Raw genomic sequence first — 25922 nt, 5'->3', positions numbered from 1 at the left:
TTCAGTCACAAGACAAGAAGCGGAAAAATTTCAGTAATACTGAAAGGTCATCCTGTTTTCACGAACTCTGCAGTTCGGGACACAAAGGCAGGCCGCATCCAGCGTTCATCAAGCCCCACATCCGCGCACAGGCTCGTGAGGTCCTCTTTCAGGTAAGAAGTATAGTACGGCTCATGGAACAGCTGCGGAAAAATCGTCAAAAGCCCGTCGTAATCCGGCACGTCTCCAGTTTGCAGACTGTCAACGAATAGAAACGAACCACCCGGTTTCAGGACCCGGGCAATCTCGCTCAACACCTGGCGCCGGATCTTCGGTGGCAGTTCGTGAAACAGAAAGACACACGAGACAACATCGAGGGAGTTGTCCGCGAAGGGCAGTTCTTCGGCCATCGCGGTCACATATCCGGCGCGCGGACTTTTGAATCGATCCCGCGCAACGTTGAGATAAGGCTCTGAAAGGTCCAGCCCGATTCCGGACAGGCGGGGAAAGGCATTGAGCGCGGGACGGAGCAGGCCGCCCGTGCCGCAAGCAATATCGACATAGGCGATCTTGCGCTGGTCCTTGCGTTTCAGGATCTCCGCGAAGGGCAGGAGAGTCTTGCGCCGCATGGCGGCCGTTGCCCCGGAAAACAGAACATCGACCTGGAAATCATAAAGGCGGGCGCTGTCTTCCGACAGCCAGCCATCTGTCTGGAAATGGAAGTTCTGGCGGTAATAGCGCGGAAGAGCATCGGCAAAGGCCGGGCCGTCTTGGTTGACTTCCTGATGGGTGTTTTCGGCCCGCCGCCGCGCGACTTTGGGCACGTCCTCGAAAAAGGCCTGGCTGGTCTGCAACAGCTCCCTTGGGCTCAGAGTGCCGTTTGAGGGCATCGGGTAGATGCCATCTTCAACCGCCTTCATGTCTTCGGCAAACAACTTGACGATATCGGCCAACATGCGCCGCTGGCTCGGGACCGGGCCTTCCGGCGTGACTTTCGGCGTTTCCGGCAGATCTTTTTGGAGCCGCAGGTTCATGCGGCGCATGGCTTCGGAGTGTAACGTGTAGAGCGCGACACGGCTGCCTTGATGGGCCGCATAGCGAAGCCGGCGGGCGACTTTGGTAATCGGGGTCGGTGACCGGCGCAAACCCTGTTTGTCAGACATATTCGAATCCGTCGCCGCAGCCATAGCTCACTCCCGTTTTAGAACCGCCACCGCCTCAATATGGGGCGAGAAGTGGAACTGGTCCACCGGGGTGACAGTGTGAAGCGCATAGCCGCCGTCGATCAGGATCCTCAAATCCCGAGCCAGCGTTGCCGGATTGCAGGAGACGGCGACGATCGTCTTCACTTTCGATTTTGCCAGCATCTCTGCCTGGGCTTGAGCGCCGGCGCGTGGCGGGTCGAAAACAACGGCGGCAAACGGCTCCAGCTCTTCCGGCACCAGCGGGCGGCGGAAAAGATCCCGCTTTTCAAATGTCACCTTCTTCAAGCCCTGCGGCTTGCGTAAGGAGCGGTCGAGCGCTGCAATCGCAGCTGAGTCGCCCTCAACCGCATGGACGTTGGCTGTGCGGGCAAGCCTGAGCGCAAAGGTGCCGACACCTGAAAACAGATCGGCCACGGTCTTGGCCTTGCCAACACCTGCAACGACAAGTTCCGAAAGTGCTTGTTCGGCGGCAAGCGTTGCCTGCGTGAAGCCGCCCGGTGGCGGGACGAGGCCGGTGCCACCCATGTCGAGCAAGGGCGGGCGCACTTCCAGCAGGACTTCGCCGTTCACACTGAGGCGCGCCAGATCCAGCTCCACGGTCTTCTGGCTCAACGCCGGGATCTTGCGGTCATAAGCCTTGTCGGCCTTGTCGAAGGCTACATCCAGACCTGAGGTGGTGCTGAGCACGGTTATCCGGAGTTCGCCGTTCTTCGGCACCAAATCGGCTGCCAGGGACTTCAGGCCCTTGAGTGCGCTGGTGATGCTTGGGTCGAGCACCGGACATTCGGAAATGTCGACCAGCTTGTGGCTGGCCTTCTCATGATAGCCGAGAAGAACCGCGCGCCCGGCCCGGGTCGCCGTAAAGGCCGCCCGCCGCCGTCCGCCTTCGGTCGCTGCGATGGTCTGTGCCACTTCAGCGTCTATGCCCTGGGTTTTGAGTGCTTTTTCGACGAGGTTCCGTTTCCACGACAGATAGGGCGCTTCGGCCAGATGCTGCACCGAGCAGCCGCCACAGGCCGCGTAATGCCGGCACACCGGCTCAATCCGGTCCGGCGATTGGGACAGATAGTCAGGGTTCTGCACCCGTCCGTTTTGGATTTCGGCCTCAACAGTCTCGCCCGGCAGGCCTCCGGCCACATAAACAGGCCCTGTTCCAGTGAAAGCAATGCCATCTCCCCGATGGCCCAGCTCGGTGATTTCTAGTCGCGTCTCAGTCATGGCCGAGCGATACAGGCGAACGCGGGTCGGGGCAAGCGATAGGTCGGCTTTAGGCCGCTTTCTTCCCGTAGAGCAGCCATTCGGCGTTGCCGTCGCCGCCTTTTACGGGGGATGGGATCAAATCTCCGGCGGTCCAGCCAGGCACGGTTCCGAGCCAATCCTGCAAGTGTTTGGCGGTGGCCTCGGCAATTTCCGGGTCCACCAGCCCGCCTTTGCCGATTTTGTCCTTACCGGCCTCGAATTGCGGCTTCACCAGAAAGATGCCGTCCGCCCCCGGGGCTGCAAGATCAAGGGCGGGAGGGAGGGCGAGTTTCAGGGAAATAAAGCTGACATCGGAGACCAGCAGCTTCGGCCGGTCGCCCCCTAGATGCTCTTGGGTCAACTCACGGGCATTCAACCCATCTTGAGCAATCACCCGGGGATCGCGGCGCAGCTTGTCGTGCAGTTGGTCATGTCCAACGTCGATGGCGTGGACTCTCGTTGCCCCGTTTTGCAGCAGAACCTGTGTGAAGCCCCCGGTGGATGCGCCGATATCAAGGCAAATCTTGTCTACCGGTGTGACATTGAAGGTGCGCAGCCCCTCAATCAGTTTCAGCGCAGCGCGGGAGACGTAGCCTGCCGCAGGATCTTCCACGGCAATTGCAGCATTCGCGGCGACCTTTTGAGCTGGTTTGCCGCAGACCGCACCGTTCACCGAAACCGTGCCGCGCAAGATCGCATCCCGGGCACGGGCACGGGACGGGAAGTGGCCGGTGTCGACGAGATGTTGATCAAGGCGTTGTTTGGACATCAGAAAGGACGAACAGACTAATCACAAAGGAAACGGGGCGACGGGGTGTTCAAAAACACCCGGCGATCGCGGAGATGAGACGGTCAACATAGACCCGCTCGCCTGCATAGAGCCACAGTATTGCGGACAGTGCGACAAGGCTTGTCGCGCCAAGCGCCAGTCCGAAATAAAGTGACGTTTGCATTCCGCCTTTATCCTTTCACCCCATTATTTATCGCCGCTCTGTCAGGACGAGGCAGGGGCATTTTGGATCAGCCGCTTGAGTTTGGCCAGCGCTGTTTCTTCCACTTCGCCATACGCAATGGTGCCGACGAACTTGTTGTCAGCATTCATCAGGTAGACGGCCGCTGAATGGTCCATCGTATAGTCGCCGTCGTCAAGTGGAACCCGCTTTGCATAGACCCGATAGGCCTTCAGCATTGAATCGATGTTCTCGCGGGACCCGGTCAGGGCAAGGATGCGGTCATCGAATGCACCGACATAATCGCGCATCACGTCTGGAGTATCCCTCTCCGGATCAACGCTGACAAAGGCGTAGTTGAGTTTGTCTGCATCCGGGCCAAGAGCTTCGATCCAGCCCTGCAGTTCCGACAAGGTGGTGGGGCAGACGTCCGGGCAATAAGTGAAACCGAAGAACATGACTGTCGGTTTTCCGGCCAGCGTCTGGTCGGTGACAGTTTCTCCATTTCCGCCGACCAGCTCAAACGGGCCACCAATGGCAGCCAGCGGCTCGATCAAGGCACCGGAATTGTTGCTGGATGTGGTTTGCAGATAGACAAGCGCGCCGGCCACGCAGGCAAGGACGGCAACTGCCGCCCAAGCCACGTACCGGAAGAGTTTCAAACCTGACATGGTTGGCTCTCCCTGGGTCCTTTGGTGTTAGTTGGTCTTGCTGTGGTCGTGACCACTGTGATCCATTTTACCGTGGTCCATTGCTTTCGCGCCCATCTTGGCGACCGGCAGTTCGACGGCGACATCACCAGCTTTTTCGAACGTCAAAACGACTGGAACGGACGTGCCCTCTTCAAACGACTCATTCAGTCCCATGAACATGATGTGCAAGCCGCCCGGCTTCAAGGACACAGTTTCGCCTGCCGGTATCTCAATGCCGTTTTCCATCTCGCGCATTTTCATCACGCCGTCGGTGACGGCCATTTCATGCAGCTCGACTTTCTTGGAGACATCGGAGTTTGCCGCGACAAGGCGGTCAGCCTCTGTTCCTGTGTTGACGATTTCGATAAAGCCGCCGCCTGCTTTGGCTTTCGGCGGTGTTGCCCGGGTCCAGGCGTTCGACAGCTCAAGAGAACCGGCGGAATAATCGGCGGCAACGGCCGTCATGGAGACGAACGAAAGAGCAGCTGCGGCTGCAACGGAAGTCCAGAGTTTCATTTGTGAATTCCTCGTGTTCTGAAGATTTGGTTCGGGTCAGACACGAAGAACAGGCGGTGCACGGATTGGCCCGCTTTTGCCAATCGAAAGATGGGGTGCGTGTTGGGCACGATGAGGCGTGTTCAGGCCTGTTGGATCATTGGCCGATAAGCGTTCAATCTGTGCCGGGGTAAGGCATGGGCCAGCTGCACAGCCATGCGGACAGCTCGTTGCGCAGGTGCAGGTTATAGGGTCATGCGCACCTTGAGAAGACGGATCCAACTCCGAGGTGATGCAGAGGCGCGTCAGTCCGTCACCAGCAATCGAGGCGGTGGGCGCGAGAGCAGTGCCGAGTGTGATCAGGATCAGCCGGAATGCAAACGCAAGCGCGGTGAGAGCCACCAGTGGTGTGCGCTCTTGCCGCAAGATTCTGAGTGTGCTCATGCGCCGTTCCATAGGGCGGCTATAAGCTGAATACGAACTTCTGTCGAGCGGCGAAACAGCGCAGAAGTCCGATTGTCAGCACAAAGGGCCTTCAACACCTAGCGTCAGGTTTTGTCTGCCGGCTTTGCTGGTTCCTCTGACACAGTCTCGGAGGGGCCGCCTTCCGGGGCATCGTCCTTGAGTGATGTGTCAGCGCCATCTGCATCATCAGCCGAAATAGCCTCGTCCTTTTTTGGCTCGTCCGAAGCTTCAGTATCGAAATTATAGATGTCATCCTCGTACGCCGGGAACTCTTCGGGCGGGATGACATATTCTTCGTCGTCGGCGTTCAGCTCTTCGGTTGAGATAACAGAACCGACCTGAGCCGTTGCAGCGTATTCGAAGTCTGTCTTTTCTTCGGCCGTCAGTGCTTCACGGGTCAGGACGCGGGTGAAGATGAACGCGGCCATCAAGATGTTGAATGCAACCACCATCACATAGAGACCGGAGGGACCCATTTGGCCCATCAAAACCGATGCAATCAGTGGTCCGATGATTGAGCCAATCCCGAAGGACAGTAGCATGCCGGATGAGGTTTCAACGAAGTCTTCCTGCGCTGCGTGGTCAAACGCGTGCGCCACTGCAATCGCGTAGAGCGGCTGTGAGAACATGCCGACCAGAACAGCAGTGCCGGCTGCAATCAGGAATACGTTCGGTGAAAAGACAACGATCGCTGTTGATGCTGCTGCGGTCGCAAGCCCGAGAATGATCAGAACAACACGCCGGTCCATTCGGTCGGACAAGCGGCCAACCGGCCATTGGGCAATCAGTCCGCCACCGATGATCGCCGCAGCGTAAAACGCGGACTGGTTGGTGCTCAATCCGATCTGAGACCCATAGAGCGGTGTTAGCGTCAGCAGCGCGCCTTGAGAAATGCCTACGAAGAATACACCGACAAAAGCGGCCGGAGAGTTCTCGTAGAGCTGTATTGGGCGGAACCGGACAAGCGTAATGGGAGCGGGCTGAGCAGAGGTTGTCAAGGAGACCGGCATGACCGCCAGGCTGACCGTGACTGAGGCGATCACGAACGGAATGAAAGACGCAATGCTCATCGTTGCGATGGACACCTGGCCAAGCATCAGCGCACCGAATAGAATCACGATGTAAACGGACATGATCGTGCCGCGATTTTCGTTTGTGGCGCTCTCGTTGAGCCAGCTCTCAACGATCATGTAAAAACCGGCGAGACAAAAACCCGAGACGATACGGATCACGACCCAGAACACTGGATCTACAACCACCGGATGGAGTATGGCAGCCGCCGACATCATGGAAACGAGCGCAGCGAAGGCCCGGATATGGCCAGCCCGCATAATCAAGAGCGGAGCGCCGAAGCAACCGATGACCATTCCCACAAAGTAAGCGGACGAGATCGCACCGATCTCGAAATCTGAGAAATAAAATCGGTCCGCGGCGAGTGGCAGCAGCGTAGTCTGCAGGCCGTGGCCAAAAATGAGCAGAGCAACCGACAACAAGAGTGCGGAAACCGAGAGTAGCGTCTGTGCCATGGCAGCCTCCTGAGCGTTTCGTTCAGCGTCCGGAACGTTCAAATCGGGCGAAAAACAAAAGCGCCGGCGAGATGCCGGCGCGGTTTTTATCGTTCTCCAGCCTTAATCTTCTCGCGCCCGGCCTGTCAATCCGCATTTTGCGGCGCGACGTGGCTCAAATTCGCCGAGCCCCGGCGTCCAGTTTATGCGCGTTGAGATCCTGTCATGAATTCGCTGCCCAGTGCTGTAAAGACCGTGGTGAGAATGCCTTCCTTGTCAAGACCGGCAGATGCGTACATGGAGGCCGGTTTGTCGTGGTCCTGGTACGTGTCGGGAAGGGTCAAGGTGCGGATCTTGAGGCCAGCATCCAGCGCGCCCTCTTGGGCCAATGCACTCAGGACATGGCTGCCGAAACCGCCAACGGATCCTTCTTCGATTGTCACAAGCACTTCGTGTTCGCGCGCAAGCCGCCGGATGAGATCCATGTCGAGCGGTTTGGCAAAGCGGGCGTCTGCAACCGTTGTGGAAAGTCCTGCAGCATCCAGTTCATCCGCAGCCTTCAGGCATTCGGCCATCCGTCCGCCAAATGAGAGAAGCGCCACCTTGGTGCCTTCGCGCCGAACAATGCCCTTGCCGATTTCCAGAACAGTTCCGCGCTCCGGCATGTCGAGGCCAACACCTTCACCGCGCGGATAGCGGAACGAGATCGGGCCTTCATCATAGGCAACAGCAGTCGCGACCATGTGCCGGAGCTCTGCTTCATCAGAGGCAGCCATGACCACAAAGCCAGGCAGGCAAGAGAGATACGCAGTATCGAACGCACCTGCATGTGTTGCGCCATCCGCGCCGACGAGACCCGCACGGTCTATCGGAAACCGGACGGGCAGTCCCTGCAGGGCGACATCGTGGATCACCTGATCGTAGGCGCGCTGCAGAAACGTCGAATAGATCGCGGCAAACGGCTTGTAGCCTTCGGTCGCCATGCCGGCCGCAAAGGTCACCGCATGCTGTTCGGCAATGCCAACATCATAAGTGCGTTCGGGGAAGGCTTCGCCGAAGAGGTTCAGGCCGGTGCCATCCGGCATGGCCGCGGTGATTGCAACCACCTTCTCGTCTTCTTCCGCTTCCCTAATCAGGGACGTTGCGAACACATTGGTGTAGCTCGGCGCATTGGCCTTCGGTTTGGACTGTTTGCCCGTGACGACGTCGAACTTGGCAACGCCGTGATACTTGTCTTTCGCGCCCTCTGCAGGCGCATAGCCTTTGCCCTTCTGGGTGACAGCATGAATCAGGACTGGCCCATTATGCGTGTCGCGGACATTTTTCAGGATCGGAAGCAGATGCTCAAGGTTATGCCCGTCGACCGGGCCGACGTAATAAAAGCCCAGCTCTTCAAACAAGGTGCCACCCGTCCAGAAGCCTCTGGCATACTCCTCCGCACGGGCCGCCTTTTCAGCCAGCTGCTTCGGGAAATTCTTGACGATGCTCTTCGCGGCGCCGCGCAGCGACTGGTAAGTCGGGCCGGAGACAAGCTTGGCGAGGTAGGCAGACATTGCGCCCACCGGCGGTGCAATCGACATATCATTGTCGTTCAGGATAACCACAAGCCGGGAACCAAGGTGCCCAGCGTTGTTCATCGCCTCATAAGCCATGCCCGCGGACATCGCTCCGTCGCCGATGACCGCTATGACATTGTTGTCGCCGTCCTTCAAATCACGGGCTGCTGCCATGCCGAGACCGGCAGATATAGATGTCGACGAATGAGCCGTGCCAAAAGGATCGTAGATGCTTTCAGAACGTTTGGTGAAACCCGAGAGGCCACCTGGTTGGCGCAGTGTCCGGATCCTGTCCCGCCGTTCGGTCAGAATCTTGTGCGGATAGCTTTGGTGTCCAACGTCCCAAATGATCCTGTCGTCGGGCGTGTTGAAGACGTAATGCAGCGCGACAGTCAGCTCCACGACACCCAGGCCGGCGCCCAAATGCCCTCCGGTTATGGAGACCGTATCAATGGTTTCGGTCCGCAACTCTTCGGCCAATTGACCGAGCTCTGCTTCGTCGAGCTGGCGCAATTCGGCCGGAGAGGACACCTGATCGAGCAAGGGCGTTTTAGAATCTGCAGTCACGCTGGGGAATGCTCCGGAATAGAAAACATGGCGCGCAGCCATACACCAACCTTACATATGGCGCAAACGCCGCAAGATCAGGGGGGGCGGACCTTGAAATGTGACACCTTGTTGAACGTACGCAGATATGATGAGTGTGGAGGCGGTAAGATGCACTTATAGCGCTAATTTTTTCGTCGATTTCCGTGCCATGTCACCCATTTGGGTGATGCATACATTATTAATGTGTATTAAACCTTTAAGTGTGGTCGATGGGGCCACGTGCACAGTGATAAACTTGGGGTCGTAATTGCGCGGCCCCAGTTTTTTGCCTTTTTAAGCGCAGTTTGTCTTTAGAACATTTGCCAGCGCATTGCCTATCCTTGGGCTCTTTTGTCACACCAGACCGGAAAGACGATACACCAATTGCACCAATTCCAATTGTGTCCGCACTGCGGTCTTGTCGAATATCCGGCGCAAATGAGTTTTCATGGTGTTTCGCGTAATGTTCAGCAAGTCCGTAGTCGCAGAAACGGAGCCGGTTTCCGCTAAAGACCGCGCAAGGTGCGCTTCAGACAGTGAGAGGCCGAGTTCCTCCTGCAGGATAGTCTCCACGGCTTCAGGTATGTTGGCTGGCTGGCAAACACGGAGAAGAACCCATGGGTCATGTGTATCTCCCGATACTGCCTCGATCGTGACCCGGTTTAAGTTGCCCGACCGGTCACGAAGACAAAAACCGGACCGGGAAAGAGAGCTGTCTGACTTGGCATCTTGGTTTTGACCGGTTTTATGCGGGGCTTTTGCAGAGGAGGGAGCTGACGGCATATCCGACAGAAGCATCTCCAGCTCTCTGTTCCGGATCTGCAGTTTCCCGCCGGCCACTAGCCCGACGTCCAGATCTGCCAGAACGGATAGCCCATTTTCATGCTCGGCCATGACGCGACGTTGTCTGTTGATGATAACGGAAGGAACCGCGCAATGGTTCGCAAAGGCGCGCTGAATGCGGCTTTGCCTTTTTAGCATGTCGATGTTTGTTATTGCCCCGAAGCAGGTCTCCAGGATCTTGGCGACTTTAGAGAAGGCAAGAACGGTTTCCGCTGAAGCCGTTTCCACCGGCGATGCGTCATCAAAGAGCAGGCCGAATATCATGGTCAAGCCTGAGCTGTTCCGTGTAATGCTGATTATCGCCGATTGGGATGAGACTTCATTTCCAGATGTAAGAGAAATGCCGGGTGCGTCGAGCTTTGAAATGTGACCTTGATGAACAACGTACACAGCATCTGGTTCCGCCAACTCAAGCAAATACTTAAACGCTGTTACTCCCGCGTGGTAGGAAGCAGAACTCAAAAAGTCCCTAAAGGCTTCCGCATGCGCTGGCCCTGTAAACCGGCCTGTTGCAAATCCATCGTCGAGATATTCTGCTGCGTAGGCGTAGCAATCAAAGAGCCCACTGACTTTGTCCAGGAATGGCAGCCAGTCCGTATGGGTCGTAATCTTGCCTAAGGCGTCTTCCAAAAGATCCAGTTCAGCGTCTTTGCGTAAATTGGGCATTTCCGGTCGCTCGATAGGTGTCCTTAGATATTACAAGTTGAGCGCAAGGATAACACCGTAAAATAGTCAATGATTTGAAAAAAATCATGAGATCGTCAATTTGCCAGAAATAAAGTAAAGGTTCAGGCAATAACGTTTTGCAATTGATTTATAAGTATTGGTAGACGACTTGAAGTATTTCTACCTATGAGTGCATAATCCCGACACTCTTGAGGTTGGTTCCTTGCAGAAACCAGCCTTCGCAAGCGGATAGGTTTGTGTTCGTCGGAAGTTATTTGGCTGCAAGAGCCGATGCTGGCGTCACCGGCTGAGCAGTCTAGCCGTTTTGCGGGTCAAGTTCGGTTGTTCCAGTTGGCTCGCCGTTTTGCCCAAGCTGGATTTTTTCCACTTTGGCCTCAGCAGCCTTCAGCAATGTATCGCAATGCTGACGCAACGCATCGCCGCGCTCGTACATTTCGATGCTGCGCTCCAGCGGAACGTTTCCCTGCTCGAGTTCGCGTACGATTGTCTCAAGCTGCTTGAGCGCGTCTTCGAAGGACAGACCGGCGATTTCCTTGGCAGCATCGGACATGCGATTTTCCTGAATGAATTCCCTACAGACCGGCACATTTGCGAGACCTGCGCCAAAGGTCAAGAGGGCGCGGGTCTATAGGCGTTGCCATCCACCGCCAACTGGAGAATTCTTGTTGTTAGACTTCAGCCGGTCATCAGCGTCATGACATGGGCGGCGGTTGAGCGGGCGAGGCCTTCTAGGTCATAGCCGCCTTCCAGGACGGAAACGACGCGGCCATCGCTGTGTTTGTCGGCGACATCCATCAGAGCTCGCGTGGCCCACGCAAAGTCAGCCTCCACGAGATTCAGGCCGCCGAGCGGGTCGCGTGCATGGGCATCGAACCCTGCGGAAATGATGACCAATTCCGGTGCAAACCCATCAAGCCGGGGAAGCAGGATAACTTCGAACGCTTCCTTGAAGCCTGCGCCGTTTTCGCCCGGAGGCAGCGGGACATTGACGATCGTGTTGGCCTCACCAGTTTCCGAGGCATCGCCCGATCCTGGATAAAGGGGCATCTGGTGCGTTGAGCAATACATCACGCTTGGGTCGTCCCAGAAGATATCCTGGGTGCCGTTGCCGTGATGCACATCGAAATCGATTATCGCGACCCGGTCGATCCCGTATTTTTCTTGAGCGTAACGGGCTGCAACAGCCGCGTTGTTGAAGAAGCAAAAGCCCATGGCCCGGTCTTTTTCCGCATGGTGCCCGGGGGGACGGGAGGCAGAAAAGGCATTGTTGACCTTCTTTGTCAGGACTTCGTCAACCGCCCGGCAGGCTCCGCCCACACCGCGCAGCGCCGCTTCCCAGGTGCCGGGCGACATGGTCGTGTCCGCATCGACACGCGCAACACCCTCGTCCGGGGACAGCCGGTGCAGTTGGTCGATATACGCCATCGGATGGGCCCGCGCGATGTCCTCCAGCGCGCCGATCGGCGCGAGATCCCGCTCCACCGACTGAAACTTTTCATGTTCCAGAATACGATCGATGGCACGAATGCGATCCGGGCGCTCCGGATGACCCACGGGGGTCAAATGATCCAGGTAGGTCGGGTGATGCAGGAGGAGTGTTGACACGGCGGGCGTTTCCATAAGGTATGAATTTATAGTTGTCCGCCATCAGATCCGCGGTCCCTGGATCTGTCAATGAGCCATCTCAATTCCGGCAGCTTATTCCGGGCCGGCTTATCCGGCTTTCTGAATTTCCACCTGGTGCGGGTAGGGAATGGAAATTCCGCCAGCGTCGAAAGCCTCCTTCACAGACTTCAGCATGTGAAACTTCAGTTCCCAATAGTCGCCTGCATCGCACCACAGCCGCACACCGAGATCCACGGAGCTGTCACCGAGATTGGTCACACGCACCCAGGGTTCCGGGTCCTTGTGGACACGGGCATCAGCAGTGGCAGTGTCGAGGATGATCTGGATCGCCTTGTCGGCATCGTCGCCGTAGTCAATGCCGAAGGTCAGATCGAGGCGGCGTGTCTTGTGCGCGGAAAAATTGGTAATGACCGTGCCCCAGGCCTGACCGTTGGGCATGATGATCTGAACATTGTCCGGGGTTACCAGCTCCGTGACGAAGATGTTGAGGTCCTTCACCGTTCCGGAGGTGCCGCCGATGGAGACAAATTGCCCGATCTTGTAGGGGCGGAAGATGATCAGCATCACTCCGGCCGCGATGTCACTCAAGGTGCCCTGCAAGGCAAGGCCGATCGCAAGCGTACCAGCGCCGAGGACGGCCACCAAACTGGTCGCCTGAATGCCAAACAGTTGCAGAACCGCAATGAATGTAACGAGAAGGACAAGCCATCGGACGATCGAGGCCGCGAAGCCGCCGATTGTATCATCGATCCGCTCGTGGGAAACGATCCGCTTCCTGACGAAGCTCGACAGGGCACCGGCAATCAGCCAGCCAATGATAAGAACGATCAGTGCTTTTGCCGCATTGATCACCAAAGGCATGTAAACGGTTACCTGATCCATTGTGCCGTTCATCGACGGTCTCCCCAATAGTTGACGTGTCTCCCCACTCGTCAAAATGTCGTAGCGGAATGATTTGCCACAAGCAAGTAAGCCTGTGGCAAATCTCGCTTTTTGTCGGATCAGGTCCGGTGGTCAAGGCTCTCCGGATGCGCGCTGATCCAGGTCTCTAGAAAGGCGGCCATCTCCTCGTCACCACACCCCTTGATGTGGTCGGGATAGATTCGACTGCCGTTTTCCAGCAAAAGCCGCGCGCAGTGCACATGGTCAGCTCCAGGTTTTTCAGGTGCGAACTCTGCGCCATGAAGCACTGTGTCGAGCGCGTCACCTCCGAAGCCGTTCTTTCTGGAAAGATCCGGCTTTAAACTCAAGAAATATGCGGTTTTTTCGGGTAGACCGTGCCAGCCAGCTGCATGAAGGGGCGATAAGCCCATCTCATCGGTGTCATTCGGGTCCAGACCGGCTGCAATAAGAGCCTTGATTTGCGGGAGACGTCCAGGTTCTGAGGCAAGCCTGACCAACAGCCGTCTGTCTTCCTCAGTTAGTGCTTCCAGATCCAGGCTCTTAGAAGGAACTTCCCCGGTGGCGCATGCCGCGAGAGCCTGCTCATCCGGAGTAAGGTTTGTGTTGCACCCAAGGTCCGACAGCGACCTTGCTGCTTCTTCATGGCCGTGGATCCTTGCAAGCGCATAGGCAGAATGGCCCTGCCACTGGGCATCAAGTTCCGCCCCGGATGACACAAGCAGCGAAACAACCTCTCCGGAACACCCTCGGCGTGCTGCCTGGTGCAAAGCAGGGGTGGTATTCATCGGTTGTCCGCTTGGATGATTGTCTTCAAGCAGGTTCGGATTGGCACCAGCCTCCAGCAGCATACGAACCTTGTCGAGGTCATTGAAATCGAGCGCGCGCGGCAGAGCGTTGGTGCCATCCGGTTTGGCACCAAATTGCAGAAGCAGCTTCAGCGCGCGTGAGTGTGCGAGCTCCGTGGCATGATAGAGGCTTTCATTGTCATTCGGATCTGCGCCGTGACGGAGCAGGAATTCGCCGAGTTCGTAATTGTCGGCATGGCACAAAGCACCGTACAGCGCTGAGAGCTTGTGATCTGTGTTTGCATCCGCGGCAAAACCGTCATTGACATCTGCGCCATGAGACAGAAGCAACTCTGTCAGGGCCAGCATGTCCACATGTTTCGAGGGAGACCGGTGGATCTCTTTCGAAAACGCGAGATGGAGCAGGGGCGTTCGAACTCCAATTGGGGTAAGAGCTTTTTGTGGATCGGCTTCAATCGCTTTGCGCACAGACACAAGATCATACAGTGCGATTTGCAGGCCTAGGCTCTCGTCACTGAGTGCCGGATCGTCGCCGAGCAGCTTCGCTGTAATCCAATGCTGACCGGCGAAGAGTGCGGTTTTCAGCCGCTCCGCCCGCTCAGAGCGGGTCATGGCCGCACTTTCGACGGCAAACTTCAGCTGCGGCCAGCTGTCTTGTCCGGCTTCACGCGCGATTACATGGAGGCAATCGGCATGCTTGAGCGGCTTATCGGCTGAAACATATTTATGTGCCCGCGCAAGAGCTGCGTGGTCGCCACTGGCAATCGCCTTCTTGAGGCGTCTGGCATCCTTGCGGAATTGGTCGAGTGAGGTAAGCGTCTTGGAAGACAAGGCTTTTCTCCTGTTGGCGTGCCCGGACGATCCGCTTGTGTCGGGCGCAGGTGAAAAACCGGCATAATGTATATGTGTCAGGGTGCTTTCGCTGTCCGCGGATCCGGGTGCCGCCCTCATCGGCTCGCGGACATTGCCGGGACGGGCCTGAAAATGCAAGCCCGCCTCGGTGAGTTTCTCAGGTGGTGACAGGTTTCATGCTAGCCGGGGCCGGGCTGTCGTCCGGGACAAAAAAGTCCGGGGTGAGCGACTGGGTTGGATCCACACGATACTGATCAAAGTCCGTCACGCCGCGGCTCTGGAGGAACGTGTCGTCTATCAGGAACTGACCGCTTAACTCCTTGGACGGTGTCGTGAAGATCTCGTAGGCAGCATCTGCAAGGATGTCCGGCGTCCGGCTGGTTTGCATCATCTTGTCGCCGCCGATGATATTCTTGATCGCCGCTGTCGCAATTGTGGTGCGCGGCCAAAGCGCATTTACCGCAATCCCCTTGGACCGAAGTTCACCAGACAAGCCCAGAACAACAAGGCTCATGCCGTATTTGGCGATTGAGTAGGGCGTGAACGGCGCAAACCACTTTTCCTGCATATCCAGCGGCGGGGACAGCATCAGGATGTGCGGATTTTCGGATTTCTTCAAATGAGCGATGGCGTGTTTCGAGCATGCCATCGTGCCGCGCGTGTTGATCTGGTGCATCAGATCAAACTTCTTCATGTCCGTCTGCTGCAGCGGTGTCAGTTGGATCGCGCTGGCGTTGTTGACAAGGATGTCCAAACCGCCGAAGTGATCCGCCGTCTTGTCGATGGCTGCCTGAACCGCTTCATCATCGCGAACATCGAGCACGATTGGCAGGGCCTTGCCGCCAGCCGCTTCGATTTCCTCGGCCGCTGAAAAAATCGTGCCCTCCAGTTTCGGATGCGGTTCTGCGGTCTTGGCAGCAACGGCGACATTAGCGCCTTCCCGCGCGGCACGCAATGCAATGGCCTTGCCGATCCCGCGCGAAGCGCCGGTGATGAAGAGTGTTTTGCCGTTCACGGACATGGTGTTCTCCTTCAAGGAAGCTGCTGAGTGGCTGTTCAGGATTTCGACTTTTTGGTCATGAAGGCCTGGAACGCGGAAATTGCCTCCGGCGACGTGAGGCGAGAGGAGAACACCTTGGCTTCCTCATCGACCCGGTCGCTGAGGTCCTGGCTTTCCTGCCAAAGGAATTGACGGGAGAGTGCCATTGCTTCCGGCGGTTTTGCAGCAATTTCCCGGGCGCAGGCCAAAGCCACTTCATCGACATTCTCAGAGACCACTTCATTGATGAGGCCAGCCTGATAGGCCCGTTCGGCACTGAACGGACGGCCAAGACACAGCATTTCAAATGCGCGGGCATGCCCCATAAATTTTGGACCGAGCAGGCTCGATCCGGCTTCCGGAACGAGACCCAAGTCGATGAACGGGGTGCGGATTACGGAGCGCGGGCTGGCAAACACCATGTCGCAATGCATCAGGAGCGTTGCGCCAACACCAACGGCAATCCCGTCAATGGAGGCGACCAGCGGTTTCCGGTTCCCCACAAGCGCGCGCAGAAAGCGGTAGACCGGTGTTTCCGACATTTGCATCTTGCCGGCGAATTGAAGGAAATCACCAATGTCATTGCCGGACGTGAAGGCTTCCGGCTGGCCGCAAATGAGGTGGCACCGGACAGCATCATCTGTGTTCCCGGTTTCCAGCGCTTCCGCCAGATCCGCGTACATCTGGCCGGTCAAAGCGTTCTTTTTTTCGGGTCGATCAAGACGCAAAGTCCTGACGCCGTCTTCAAGAGACTGCGTGATCATGAGGAAATTCCTTTCAGTATTCGTCTACAAGGCCGGGGCGTTTAAGAGGTCATGGCTTCTGGATCGAACTCCAGGATGCTGTCCGCCGAGCCGACGATGTCTTCCTTGAGACTGGTCGTGTCACAGAGAAGCGTCATTGCGTAACTTCTCGCCATGATGGTGCGCTGGGTCCGAAGAGCCCGGTTTTCCATGCCGGACTTGAGCGCCCCTTTCGCCAACAGAGCGCCGCCATAGGCAAGGCCGGCAAGCCGCAGATAGGGCGTTGCACCCGAAAGCGCTTCTTCAACTCGCCCGTCGGCCTGGGCCGCCAGCATCCAGTCGGTTGCCTCTTCCAGATCATCAAGGGCACGGCGCAGGCGTTCGGCCGTGTCACCGAACTCGGGACGGTTGGATTGGGAGACTTCCCGGGCGATCTCACGCAACTCAGTGAGGAACCCGCGAACATGATCACCGCCCGACAGCGGCAGCTTGCGCAATACAAGGTCGATGGACTGGATGCCGTTGGTGCCTTCATAGATCGGAGCAATCCGGGCATCTCGCAGGTGCTGCGCGACCCCGGTTTCTTCCACGTATCCCATACCGCCATGGATCTGAACGCCGATGGTGGCAACTTCGACGCCGAAATCGGTCGACAACGCCTTGGCAATCGGGGTGAGCAGACCGGCGCGTTCCGACCAGTGCTTCTTCTGATCCGGATCGGTGGCCGTGTCGGCCATGTCGATGGCGTGGGCGCAGGAATAACAGATCGCGCGGGCGACCTGTGTGCGGGTCCGCATGCCGAGCAAAGAGCGTTTAATGTCGGGGTGGTGGGCAATGGCGACCATGCCGTCGCCCTTCTTGCCGGGCACGTTGCCCTGCTTGCGCTCCAGCGCGTAGGCATGGGCGTCCTGGCAAGCGCGTTCCGCAACACCTAGCCCTTGAATGCCGACGGCAAGCCGGGCGTTGTTCATCATCGTGAACATGCAGGCAAGGCCCTTGTTTTCCTCGCCGATCAGCCAGCCGGTGGCACCACCTTCATCGCCATAGACCATGGTGCACGTAGGGGAGCCATGAATGCCGAGTTTGTGTTCGACACCCGCGCAGTGAACATCGTTGCGCGCACCCAAAGAGCCGTCTTCGTTCACCAGGAACTTCGGCACGAGAAACAGCGAAATGCCGCGGGTTCCAGCCGGCGCGTCCGGCAGGCGGGCAAGCACCAGATGGATGATGTTGTCGGTCAGATCATGTTCGCCGTAGGTGATGAAGATCTTCTGGCCGTAGACCCGGTACGTGCCGTCGTCATTGCGTTCGGCCCGGGCTTTTAACGCGTTGAGATCAGACCCTGCCTGTGGCTCGGTCAGGTTCATGGTGCCCATCCATTGACCGGTGACCAGCTTTTCCAGGTAGGTTGCCCGCAGCTCTTCCGTTGCGTGCTTTTCGATGGCCTCCACAGCGCCCATCGTCAAGGTCGGGCCAATGGCGAAGGCCATGGAGCCGGAGTTCCACATCTCCAGCGCAGCGGCTGAAAGCATTTGCGGCAACCCCTGACCGCCGGCTTCCTCGCTGGCAGAAAGGCCGTTCCAGCCGCCTTCGATCCAGCCATGATAAAGTTCGCGCCAACCGGGAGGTGTTGTGACTTCGCGGTTTTCAAGCGGTGTTCCGTGCTTGTCGGCGACGCTGTTGAGCGGGGCAATCTCTTCGGCAGCGAAGCGCCCGGCTTCGTTCAGAATGGCATCCACCAGATCATCGCCGAGTTCGGTATGCTGTCCGCCCTCTTGCAAGTCTGACAGGCCGCAAACGTGTTTCAAGGTGAAGGCGATCTCATCGACCGGTGCACGATACATGATTGGTCCTCCCAAGAACCGGTGGCCCATCTTGGCCAAATTTCTTCTTTCAGCCGTCCAAAGCTTGACGGAACACGGGGTTGCCCGCAAAAGGCGCTACTGGCAGCCGATTGACGCAAACAGTAGCCGTGTTGACGTAAACGTCAACCCATTTCGCTGCGGCATGTCCTTATCTTTTTGGTCAGTCTTTCAAAATGGCAAGCAACGGAACGAAATGAATGCAGCGCTGGAACGTCAATCTGAGCTCAAATGACTGGCAATGGCACCCGGAAGCTGATGCCGTCTGCCGCAGTCTGATTGACGGCGGTCTGGTCGCTGTGCCGACCGAAACCGTTTATGGCCTGGCGGCCGACGCGACGAGCGGGACTGCCTGCGCGCGGATTTTCCAAGCCAAAGGCCGGCCGAGTTTCAATCCGCTCATTTCGCATCTGCCCAACCTGGAAGCCGCTCGCCATCATGGTGTCTTTGATGACCGCGCCCTGAAACTGGCGGAGGCATTTTGGCCGGGCCCGCTGACCCTTGTTGTGCCGAAGACTAAGGCCTCAGAAATTTCAGATCTGGCGACGGCAGGTCTGTCCACGGTCGCACTTCGGGTCCCGTCCGGGCCGATCATGCGATATCTTTCGGAAATAACGGGGCGTCCGCTGGCAGCCCCAAGCGCCAACCGGTCCGGCAAAATCAGCCCCACCCGGGCGGAGGATGTGATTGCCGATCTGGGGGACGCGCTAGATTTTGTCATTGACGCCGGACCGTGTGAGGTCGGCATTGAATCAACAATCATCGGCTTGACAGACGAACGTGTTACGCTGCTGCGTCCCGGAGGTCTGGCGCGCGAAGCAATTGAGAGCGTGCTGCAGACAAAAGTCCAGACAGCAGCCTCAAACAGTCAGCCGGAGGCGCCCGCGGCGCCCGGGATGCTCACCTCCCATTACGCACCGAATGCACAGATGCGTCTTCATGCACGAGCCGTCGCGCGAGACGAGGCCTTGTTGTCGTTTGGTGCAGACCCGATTGAGGGGCGGGATGAAGCATTTGCGGAAACGAATCTTAGTCCGTCCGGGGATCTTGTAGAGGCCGCGGCGCGGCTCTTTCAGGCCATGCGGACCCTTGATTCGTCCGGTGCAAAGACGATTCAGGTGCAAGATATCCCCAATACCGGCCTTGGCGAGGCAATAAATGACCGTTTGAGACGGGCAGCGGCGCCGCGCGACTAGTCTTGTCGGTGACTGATAACGGCATGAGGGCGAGTTTAGCGAGGCCCGTGCTTGGCACGTTGTTTTGGGTCGCAGCTTAAACTTCACCAAAATCAATAAGTCGGCGGGAACTGTTGATGTTCTGCATTAACTTCGGATCACCTAAAGTTAATCTGTCTAGTGTCTTCATTTAGCGTGGATTGCCGTAGGTAATAATGCAAATGAACGGTCAATGGAAGTTAAAAATGTCATACGCCCATCTTCTAAAAACAGATCTTCATCTAAAACTTATCAACACCATAGGTGCGTTTACTTGAACAAAGGGCTGGCAAAAAACCGTTCGCATGACTTACTATGTAAATCAGATTTTGGATGTGATGTACCTCCCCTCGAGCAAGCGATGCTCGCACCTCAGACCGGACCGGCCCCTAATCGCCGGTCCATTTTTTTGCCCGGCTTTTCCTCCCTACAAACCAAAGAGCTAACCTCTGCTTTCAGGTAGCCACTTCTGGAGTTCTATTGGGAGTGGCCTCCGCAGGATCATCTGCCTCTTTTGAACGCGTATTGCTGTCCTCAGTTGGTTCTGTTTTTGCGTTGCTTTCCTGGATAGCGTCGGCGCTGGCGTCTTCGGTATTCGACCCTTGCTGCGAACCCGGTTCTGTCCTGTGTTCGGACCGCAGCTCCTCTGCGTTGTCGGAATTTTCCTTGAACTGGGGAACGACCGGGTCCTCGGTTTCAGCTTCCTGGGCCTTGGAGTTCATCTTCAAGCGCTGGGCTGAAAGGCTTTCCACATGGGCCTTCAGATCCGGATACTTGTCCATGAGCAACCGGAAGTCTTGCGCTCGCAGGCTCAGCAAGTGGCAATATCCGATCGCGACAACATCTGCGCTTCGCCGCCCGCCAGTCATGAGAGAGATTTCCCCGAACACATCACCGCGGCCGAGACGGATGGTGGTAATTGGCGTACGCACCTCGACCGCACCGGATGCGATGAAGTAGGCCGCATCTCCGCGTTCACCGGTCCGAATCAAGGTTTCCCCCGGTGTTGCGAATTGCGGGCGCATCATCTTCATGATGGCTTTCTGCTGTTGTTTGGGCAGACCTTCAAACAACGGGTGGGCCTGGACCAACTCTTTGGTCTTCATGCCAAGGTCCAGCTTCGGCCGGAAATCGCAAGCACGCCGGACCTTCTCGACGTCTCTGAGAAGATCTTGATGCAATTCGGTGCCCACCAACATCTGATCCCGGGCTTCGTCGTATGCGGTCTCTTCAAGACGAACACCGCTCATGCGCAGGAATTTGTTCTCCAGTGCGTCTGCATAGTCCGGGTATTGCAGACGCAAAGCCTCAATGGCCTGGATGGTCTCAGCTTGCCGGTTGCTCAGGGTTTCTTTCAAGATATCGGCCACCCGATCGCCCAAGAGCGGGCGGATACGGCGTTCATTGAAAACGAGCAGTTCGTCTTCGAGGATCCTGTACACCAGCAGAAACTCGAAGCGGTTGGCCAGTTGACGTGCCAGCGGCCGGTTGATCTTGAACCGGCGCTGCAAGGTCTGTGCAAAGCGGAAACCAAACCCGAACTTCAGAGGTTCCCGGCTGGCTTGACGATAGCCGCTGCGCCCTTCACTGCGGGCAAGGTCACTGGTCCGGCCTGTAATAGCCAGAAAACCGGCGACCGCGCGTCCCGAAATCGTTTTGTGGTGGAAGTGTTCCAAGACAAGTTGCTGTTCCCGGTCAGCGAGCGCAATCAGACCCATGTTGACCCGGTCCTTGTCTTTCAACTCCTCCAGCATGTTGGTCTCTGCGGCCGCAGAAGCTGCGCGTTTTTCGTAGTCATCGAGCACGACAGAGGCGACATGTGGTGCCACATGATAGGCTTTGGCAGCTTCCCCAAGCTCGGACCGGATGTCGGACAGCGTCAGGGCCAGGTACTGGGTTCGGAGGGCTTCGTCTCGTGCGTTTAGCTGGTCAAGACCCAGGAGTTTGATCAGCGGCTTCAGGCTGGTTCCATATACCAGCAAGGTGAACAGCACGAAGCCGGTGGCGAGCTTGGTGACAAACGTTGAAATCTCTGGAGACAGAGCCGCGTGTTCGGAGACACTGAGAGCCAGGGTAAGGGTGACCGCGCCGCGCATGCCGCCCCACAGCATGACAACCTTGTATTTGTCGTTCACCGCCTCTCCAGCTTTCATAAAGCTGAGGACGGGCAGTAATCCGTAAATCACGACGGCCCGGGCCGCGAGGGCCGAGACGATCACGATCAAAAGCAGCAGAATGTCGAGTGGGGCAAACCCGTCGACAAGCCGCGGGATAAGAATAGCGGCGAGCAGAAAGATGAGCGATGCGGCCCAAAAGGACATCTGGTCCCAGACCGAATGCAGAAAGTTCCAGTTGGCCGGCTGGATCCGGGCCGGGCCGTAGAGATTGAAGACGATCCCGGCGGCAACAACAGCAACAACCGCCGACACGTCGGCAAACTGATCACTGAGCACGTAGATGCCGTAAGGCAGGGCAAGGCTCAGGGTCACCTGGGCAAGCGGCAGGTCGCGCATCAGATGCAGGAAGCTGACGGCGATGCGCGCCAGAACCGCGCCCACAATGACGCCCCCAACAAACGACCGGGCGAAGGCAATGGCCACTTCGCTGCCGGTGAGGGCTTGGTCACCCGTCAGGATCCCTAGCAACAGAACGAAGATCACGATGGCAGCGGCGTCGTTCAAAAGGCTTTCGCCCTCAACGATGCGCCCAAGGCGGGCTGGGGCTCCGATGTCGCGGAAAATCGCCACAACGGCAACCGGATCAGTGGTTGCCACGATTGCGCCGAGTAACAGGCAGGCCACCAACGGCACACCGGCCAACGGGTAAAGCGCAGCTCCGATAAAGGCTGTTGCCACGAAAACGGCCACAACCGCCATGACCAAAACCGGGGCCCAGTCCTCGAACAACCGCCGCACGTCGAGGGTCAATGAGGTCTGAAACAAAAGCAGTGGCAGGAAAATGTAGAGGATCATTTCTGAATCCAGGGGCGGATTCACAAAGACATTTGCAATGGTGTTAAAGGCGTCAGTGCGCGGCGTATAAAGAAGATAGGTTGCCCCGATCCCGATCAGGGTGCCGACCATGGCAAGAAGCACACTGGGAGCCACACCGAACCGGCGGGCCAGCGGTTGCAGCAGGGCAATTGTCAGCAACAAAAGCGCAAAGGCGCCCGTAATCATTGGTGTTTCCATGACGCCAATGTGCCTTGTGATTATGGCAAATTCAAACTCGCTAAAGTGACCAGCTGCAAATACTCCGCGGCCACATCAACTGCCTGCCTTGCGTTCCGACAACCAGATCCCGCCCAAAACCAGCAGCAAGGCTAGCCCGTGGTGCCATTTGAACGGCTCACCGAGGATGCTGACGGCAAGGACGGCTGCAAAGATCGGGACCAGGTTGATGAAGACGCCTGCTCGGGCCGGGCCGATCAGTTCCACGCCGCGCATGAAAAAGATCTGGCTGAGGCAGGAAGGGCCGAGCGCTATATAGAGCACGATCAGCCAGCCTTTCATGTCGGGCCAGAGCGCCGTGTCCGTCGCCATCTCGTAGGCAAGACCGGGAAGGGAGGCGAACACGGAGATGACGGACAAAACGGCAAAAAAGACCAGCCCCGAAACTTGCGGCCGGTTGCGCAGCGCCAGCGCGTAGCCTGAATAGAGCACGCAGGCGATCAGCATGACACCGTCGCCGGGATTGACCGCAAGGCTCAAGAGAACGTCGAGACTTCCTTGAGCCGCTATCAAAGTCACGCCCAACAGTGTCGCCAAAATACCGACCACCTGAAGCAGCCGCACTTTGGAGCCAAATGCGACAACAGATCCAATGAGGACCAGGATTGGCATGGATCCCTGGATAATCCCGAGATTGACCGCCGTTGTCTCTGTCGCCGCGATGTAAAACAGCGTGTTGAAACCGACAAAGCCGAAGGCGGCCATAAGCACCATGCGCAGGAACGAGCCGCGCATCACAGGCCATTCGGACCGGATCCGCGGCCACAAGACCGGAACAAGCAGGCCGGCAACAATGATCCAGCGCAGAAAAACCACGACCATCGGGGAAACCTCCCCTGCAGCAAGTCGTCCGGCTACGGTGTTGCCGCCCCACAAAAGCGTGGTTGCCACCAAGAGCAAGACGGCATTGCCATAAGCCATGGTTCCGATACGTCCGGCAAACGAACTCATAAGGTGTCTTTCTTCCTGCCATTTTGGCAGCCGAGGAGGGGCGTTGGTTTAGAGCGGTAGCGGATTGTTGGCGTTTCGGAAAGGCCTTGGAGGCGCCGAATTGTTCGCTCTACAGCGATGATGGTGCGGATTATTTCGGAAAAGGAAAAAGTCATGAAGGCTCGCTGGCAATTGACCCGGAGCGTTTGACAGCTAAAACACCCACAAAGATCAACATAATGCCGCAAAGGCGTTTGGAGAAAATTATGACAGAACGGGTCGACGCCCACGGATTGCAAGTGGCAAAAGAACTCTTTGAGTTTGTGAACGACAAGGCCTTGCCTGACACCGGTGTTGACAAGGAGCATTTCTGGAAGAGCTTGTCAGCGCTTGTTCATGACCTTGCCCCGAAAAACCGCGAACTTCTGGCCAAACGCGACGCGCTCCAGGAAAAGCTGGATGCGTGGCATCGCGCCAATCCCGGCACGCCCGAGATGGCGACGTACAAAACGTTTCTGGAGGAGATCGGCTATCTCGTCCCGGAAGGCGAAGCTTTCGAGGTCGGCACTCAGAACATTGATCCCGAGATCGGGTCGGTTGCAGGCCCGCAGCTTGTCGTTCCGGTGATGAATGCCCGTTATGCACTCAATGCTGCCAACGCCCGTTGGGGATCTTTGTACGATGCGCTCTACGGCACGGACGCGATGGGGTCCAAGCCCCAGGCCGGCGGCTATGATGAGGCCCGCGGAGCAGAGGTGATTGCCTACGCGCGCAAGGTTCTGGACGATGCAGCCCCACTTGCAAGCGGAAGTTGGGCGGACATTTCCGGGCTCTCCATTCAAGACGGCGCCTTGATGGTCGCAACCGAAAACGGTGCGACTGGCCTCCAGGACCCGTCCCAATTCGCAGGTTATTCCGGCGATGTTGCATCCCCTTACAAGGTCTTGCTCGTCAAGAACGGTCTGCATCTTGAAATCAACGTTGACGGTCAGCATCCGATCGGGAAGACCGACAAGGCACATATCTCGGATGTTGTTCTGGAATCAGCCATGTCGACCATCATGGACTGCGAGGATTCCGTTGCTGCAGTTGATGCCGAAGACAAGGTTGTCGTTTACACCAACTGGCTTGGTTTGATGAAAGGCGATCTGGAAGAAACCTTCCAGAAGGGCGGCGAGACCGTGACCCGCCGGATGAACGGGGACCGCCAGTACACCGCTCCAGATGGCACGGCTCTGTCCCTTCACGGCCGTTCGCTGCTTCTGGTGCGCAATGTCGGCCACCTGATGACCATCGACGCGGTTCTGGATAAAGACGGCAACGAAGTCCCCGAAGGCCTTCTGGATGGCATGATCACCGCACTGATCGGCCTGCATGATGTCGGTCCGAATGGCCGGAACACCAACAGCCGCGCGGGCTCTGTCTACATCGTGAAGCCGAAGATGCACGGTCCGGAAGAAGTCGCTTTCGCTTGCGAGATTTTCAATCGTGTCGAAGACGCGCTGGGCATGGCGCGCAACACGATGAAAATGGGCATCATGGATGAAGAGCGCCGCACCACGGTGAACCTCAAGGAGTGCATCCGCCAGGCCAAGGACCGTGTGTTCTTTATCAATACCGGCTTCCTCGACCGGACCGGTGATGAAATGCACACTTCCATGGAAGCCGGCCCGATGATCCGCAAAGGCGACATGAAGGCAGCGACCTGGATTGGCGCTTACGAGAACAACAATGTTGATGTTGGACTTGCTTGCGGTCTTCCGGGACATGCTCAGATCGGCAAGGGCATGTGGGCGATGCCCGATCTCATGAACGCCATGCTCGATCAGAAGATCGGCCATCCTATGTCGGGAGCAAACACGGCGTGGGTTCCGTCGCCGACCGCTGCAACGCTGCATGCTCTTCACTATTACAAGGTATCTGTAGCAGGCCGCCAAGCCGAGCTGATATCGCGCGATGCCGCGAAACTGGACGACATTCTGTCAATTCCGGTCGCCGAACGTCCGAACTGGGCACCGGAGGACATTCAAGCCGAGCTCGACAACAACGCACAGGGCATTCTTGGCTATGTTGTCCGCTGGGTCGAGCAGGGTGTCGGTTGTTCCAAGGTTCCGGACATCAACAACGTCGGCCTGATGGAAGACCGTGCGACCCTGCGGATTTCTTCGCAACACATTGCCAACTGGCTCCGCCATGGCGTGTGTTCGGAAGCGCAGGTCGTTCAGACGATGAAGAAGATGGCCAAGGTGGTGGACGGCCAGAACGCGGGCGACCCGCTGTACCGGCCGATGGCGGATGACTTCGACGGTTCGGTTGCGTTTCAGGCGGCCCTCGAGCTTGTTCTGGAAGGTACGAGACAGCCGAATGGCTACACGGAGCCGGTTCTTCACCGCCGCCGGATCGAATTCAAGGCCAAAGCGGCCGCTTGATTGATCGGCATCTCTGAAAATCAGAAGCCCTCGCCCGAATCCCGGGCGGGGGTTTTGTTTTGCGAATGCTCTCGGTGAAGTGAG

At 57.4% G+C, this 25922-nt stretch carries 21 protein-coding genes; 2 read left to right on the top strand and 19 right to left on the bottom strand.

What is annotated here, in order from left to right:
• Positions 1 to 47: 47 nt before the first annotated feature.
• From SADFL11_RS12670 to SADFL11_RS12595, 17 genes are all read right to left on the bottom strand, one after another.
• Entirely contained in the window at positions 48 to 1142 is a 1095-nt protein-coding gene (locus SADFL11_RS12670; RefSeq protein ID WP_008194581.1) for a class I SAM-dependent methyltransferase, read from the bottom strand.
• A 27-nt stretch (positions 1143 to 1169) separates the two neighbouring features.
• Positions 1170 to 2402, bottom strand: a complete 1233-nt coding sequence (locus SADFL11_RS12665; RefSeq protein ID WP_008189493.1) for a class I SAM-dependent RNA methyltransferase — start codon at positions 2400 to 2402, stop codon at positions 1170 to 1172.
• 49 nt (positions 2403 to 2451) lie between these two features.
• Positions 2452 to 3192: a TlyA family RNA methyltransferase gene (locus SADFL11_RS12660; RefSeq protein WP_008190101.1), complete on the bottom strand. Its 741-nt coding sequence runs from the start codon at positions 3190 to 3192 to the stop codon at positions 2452 to 2454.
• Between the two features lie 49 nt (positions 3193 to 3241).
• Positions 3242 to 3376 (bottom strand): hypothetical protein, encoded by a 135-nt coding sequence (locus SADFL11_RS25715; RefSeq protein ID WP_008196332.1) that lies wholly within the window; start codon positions 3374 to 3376, stop codon positions 3242 to 3244.
• Positions 3377 to 3417: 41 nt separating this feature from the next.
• Complete coding sequence (locus SADFL11_RS12655; protein WP_008197065.1) at positions 3418 to 4044, bottom strand: SCO family protein; 627 nt, start codon at positions 4042 to 4044, stop codon at positions 3418 to 3420.
• Positions 4045 to 4071: 27 nt separating this feature from the next.
• Entirely contained in the window at positions 4072 to 4581 is a 510-nt protein-coding gene (locus SADFL11_RS12650; protein WP_008190227.1) for a copper chaperone PCu(A)C, read from the bottom strand.
• Between the two features lie 36 nt (positions 4582 to 4617).
• Complete coding sequence (locus SADFL11_RS12645) at positions 4618 to 5004, bottom strand: hypothetical protein (RefSeq protein ID WP_134853019.1); 387 nt, start codon at positions 5002 to 5004, stop codon at positions 4618 to 4620.
• A gap of 104 nt (positions 5005 to 5108) precedes the next feature.
• A complete protein-coding gene (locus SADFL11_RS12640; RefSeq protein ID WP_081450638.1) occupies positions 5109 to 6551 on the bottom strand; it encodes an MFS transporter in 1443 nt (480 codons plus the stop codon).
• A 182-nt stretch (positions 6552 to 6733) separates the two neighbouring features.
• Positions 6734 to 8695, bottom strand: coding sequence for a 1-deoxy-D-xylulose-5-phosphate synthase (gene dxs / locus SADFL11_RS12635; protein WP_050776050.1), 1962 nt, complete (start codon positions 8693 to 8695; stop codon positions 6734 to 6736).
• A gap of 333 nt (positions 8696 to 9028) precedes the next feature.
• A complete protein-coding gene (locus SADFL11_RS12630; protein ID WP_008196593.1) occupies positions 9029 to 10183 on the bottom strand; it encodes a helix-turn-helix transcriptional regulator in 1155 nt (384 codons plus the stop codon).
• A 316-nt stretch (positions 10184 to 10499) separates the two neighbouring features.
• Positions 10500 to 10754, bottom strand: a complete 255-nt coding sequence (locus SADFL11_RS12625) for an exodeoxyribonuclease VII small subunit (RefSeq protein WP_008190357.1) — start codon at positions 10752 to 10754, stop codon at positions 10500 to 10502.
• A 125-nt stretch (positions 10755 to 10879) separates the two neighbouring features.
• Entirely contained in the window at positions 10880 to 11809 is a 930-nt protein-coding gene (locus tag SADFL11_RS12620; RefSeq protein ID WP_186009072.1) for a histone deacetylase family protein, read from the bottom strand.
• Positions 11810 to 11917: 108 nt separating this feature from the next.
• Positions 11918 to 12724, bottom strand: a complete 807-nt coding sequence (locus SADFL11_RS12615; protein ID WP_008192317.1) for a mechanosensitive ion channel family protein — start codon at positions 12722 to 12724, stop codon at positions 11918 to 11920.
• A 107-nt stretch (positions 12725 to 12831) separates the two neighbouring features.
• Positions 12832 to 14370 carry an ankyrin repeat domain-containing protein gene (locus SADFL11_RS12610; RefSeq protein WP_040452946.1) on the bottom strand — a complete coding sequence of 513 codons (1539 nt, stop codon included), beginning with the start codon at positions 14368 to 14370 and terminating at the stop codon, positions 12832 to 12834.
• A 178-nt stretch (positions 14371 to 14548) separates the two neighbouring features.
• Entirely contained in the window at positions 14549 to 15412 is an 864-nt protein-coding gene (locus SADFL11_RS12605; RefSeq protein WP_040451598.1) for an SDR family oxidoreductase, read from the bottom strand.
• A 35-nt stretch (positions 15413 to 15447) separates the two neighbouring features.
• Positions 15448 to 16194 carry a crotonase/enoyl-CoA hydratase family protein gene (locus tag SADFL11_RS12600; protein ID WP_008189313.1) on the bottom strand — a complete coding sequence of 249 codons (747 nt, stop codon included), beginning with the start codon at positions 16192 to 16194 and terminating at the stop codon, positions 15448 to 15450.
• A gap of 41 nt (positions 16195 to 16235) precedes the next feature.
• Positions 16236 to 18017: an acyl-CoA dehydrogenase family protein gene (locus tag SADFL11_RS12595; protein WP_040451599.1), complete on the bottom strand. Its 1782-nt coding sequence runs from the start codon at positions 18015 to 18017 to the stop codon at positions 16236 to 16238.
• A gap of 218 nt (positions 18018 to 18235) precedes the next feature.
• Here SADFL11_RS12595 and SADFL11_RS12590 point away from each other — a divergent pair, with 218 nt between their 5' ends.
• Positions 18236 to 19231: an L-threonylcarbamoyladenylate synthase gene (locus tag SADFL11_RS12590; RefSeq protein ID WP_008196452.1), complete on the top strand. Its 996-nt coding sequence runs from the start codon at positions 18236 to 18238 to the stop codon at positions 19229 to 19231.
• A 473-nt stretch (positions 19232 to 19704) separates the two neighbouring features.
• Here the strand turns inward: SADFL11_RS12590 and SADFL11_RS12585 are convergent, their stop codons facing one another.
• Positions 19705 to 22428, bottom strand: coding sequence for a cation:proton antiporter (locus SADFL11_RS12585; protein ID WP_008192956.1), 2724 nt, complete (start codon positions 22426 to 22428; stop codon positions 19705 to 19707).
• A gap of 87 nt (positions 22429 to 22515) precedes the next feature.
• Positions 22516 to 23430, bottom strand: a complete 915-nt coding sequence (locus tag SADFL11_RS12580) for a DMT family transporter (protein ID WP_008189496.1) — start codon at positions 23428 to 23430, stop codon at positions 22516 to 22518.
• A gap of 245 nt (positions 23431 to 23675) precedes the next feature.
• Between SADFL11_RS12580 and SADFL11_RS12575 the strand changes: the two genes are divergently transcribed.
• Positions 23676 to 25838 carry a malate synthase G gene (locus tag SADFL11_RS12575; protein ID WP_040452948.1) on the top strand — a complete coding sequence of 721 codons (2163 nt, stop codon included), beginning with the start codon at positions 23676 to 23678 and terminating at the stop codon, positions 25836 to 25838.
• Positions 25839 to 25922: the final 84 nt, after the last annotated feature.

The organism is Roseibium alexandrii DFL-11, assembly GCF_000158095.2.
Classification (GTDB): Bacteria; Pseudomonadota; Alphaproteobacteria; order Rhizobiales; family Stappiaceae; genus Roseibium; species Roseibium alexandrii.
This window is presented reverse-complemented; position numbering and strand designations above follow the sequence as displayed.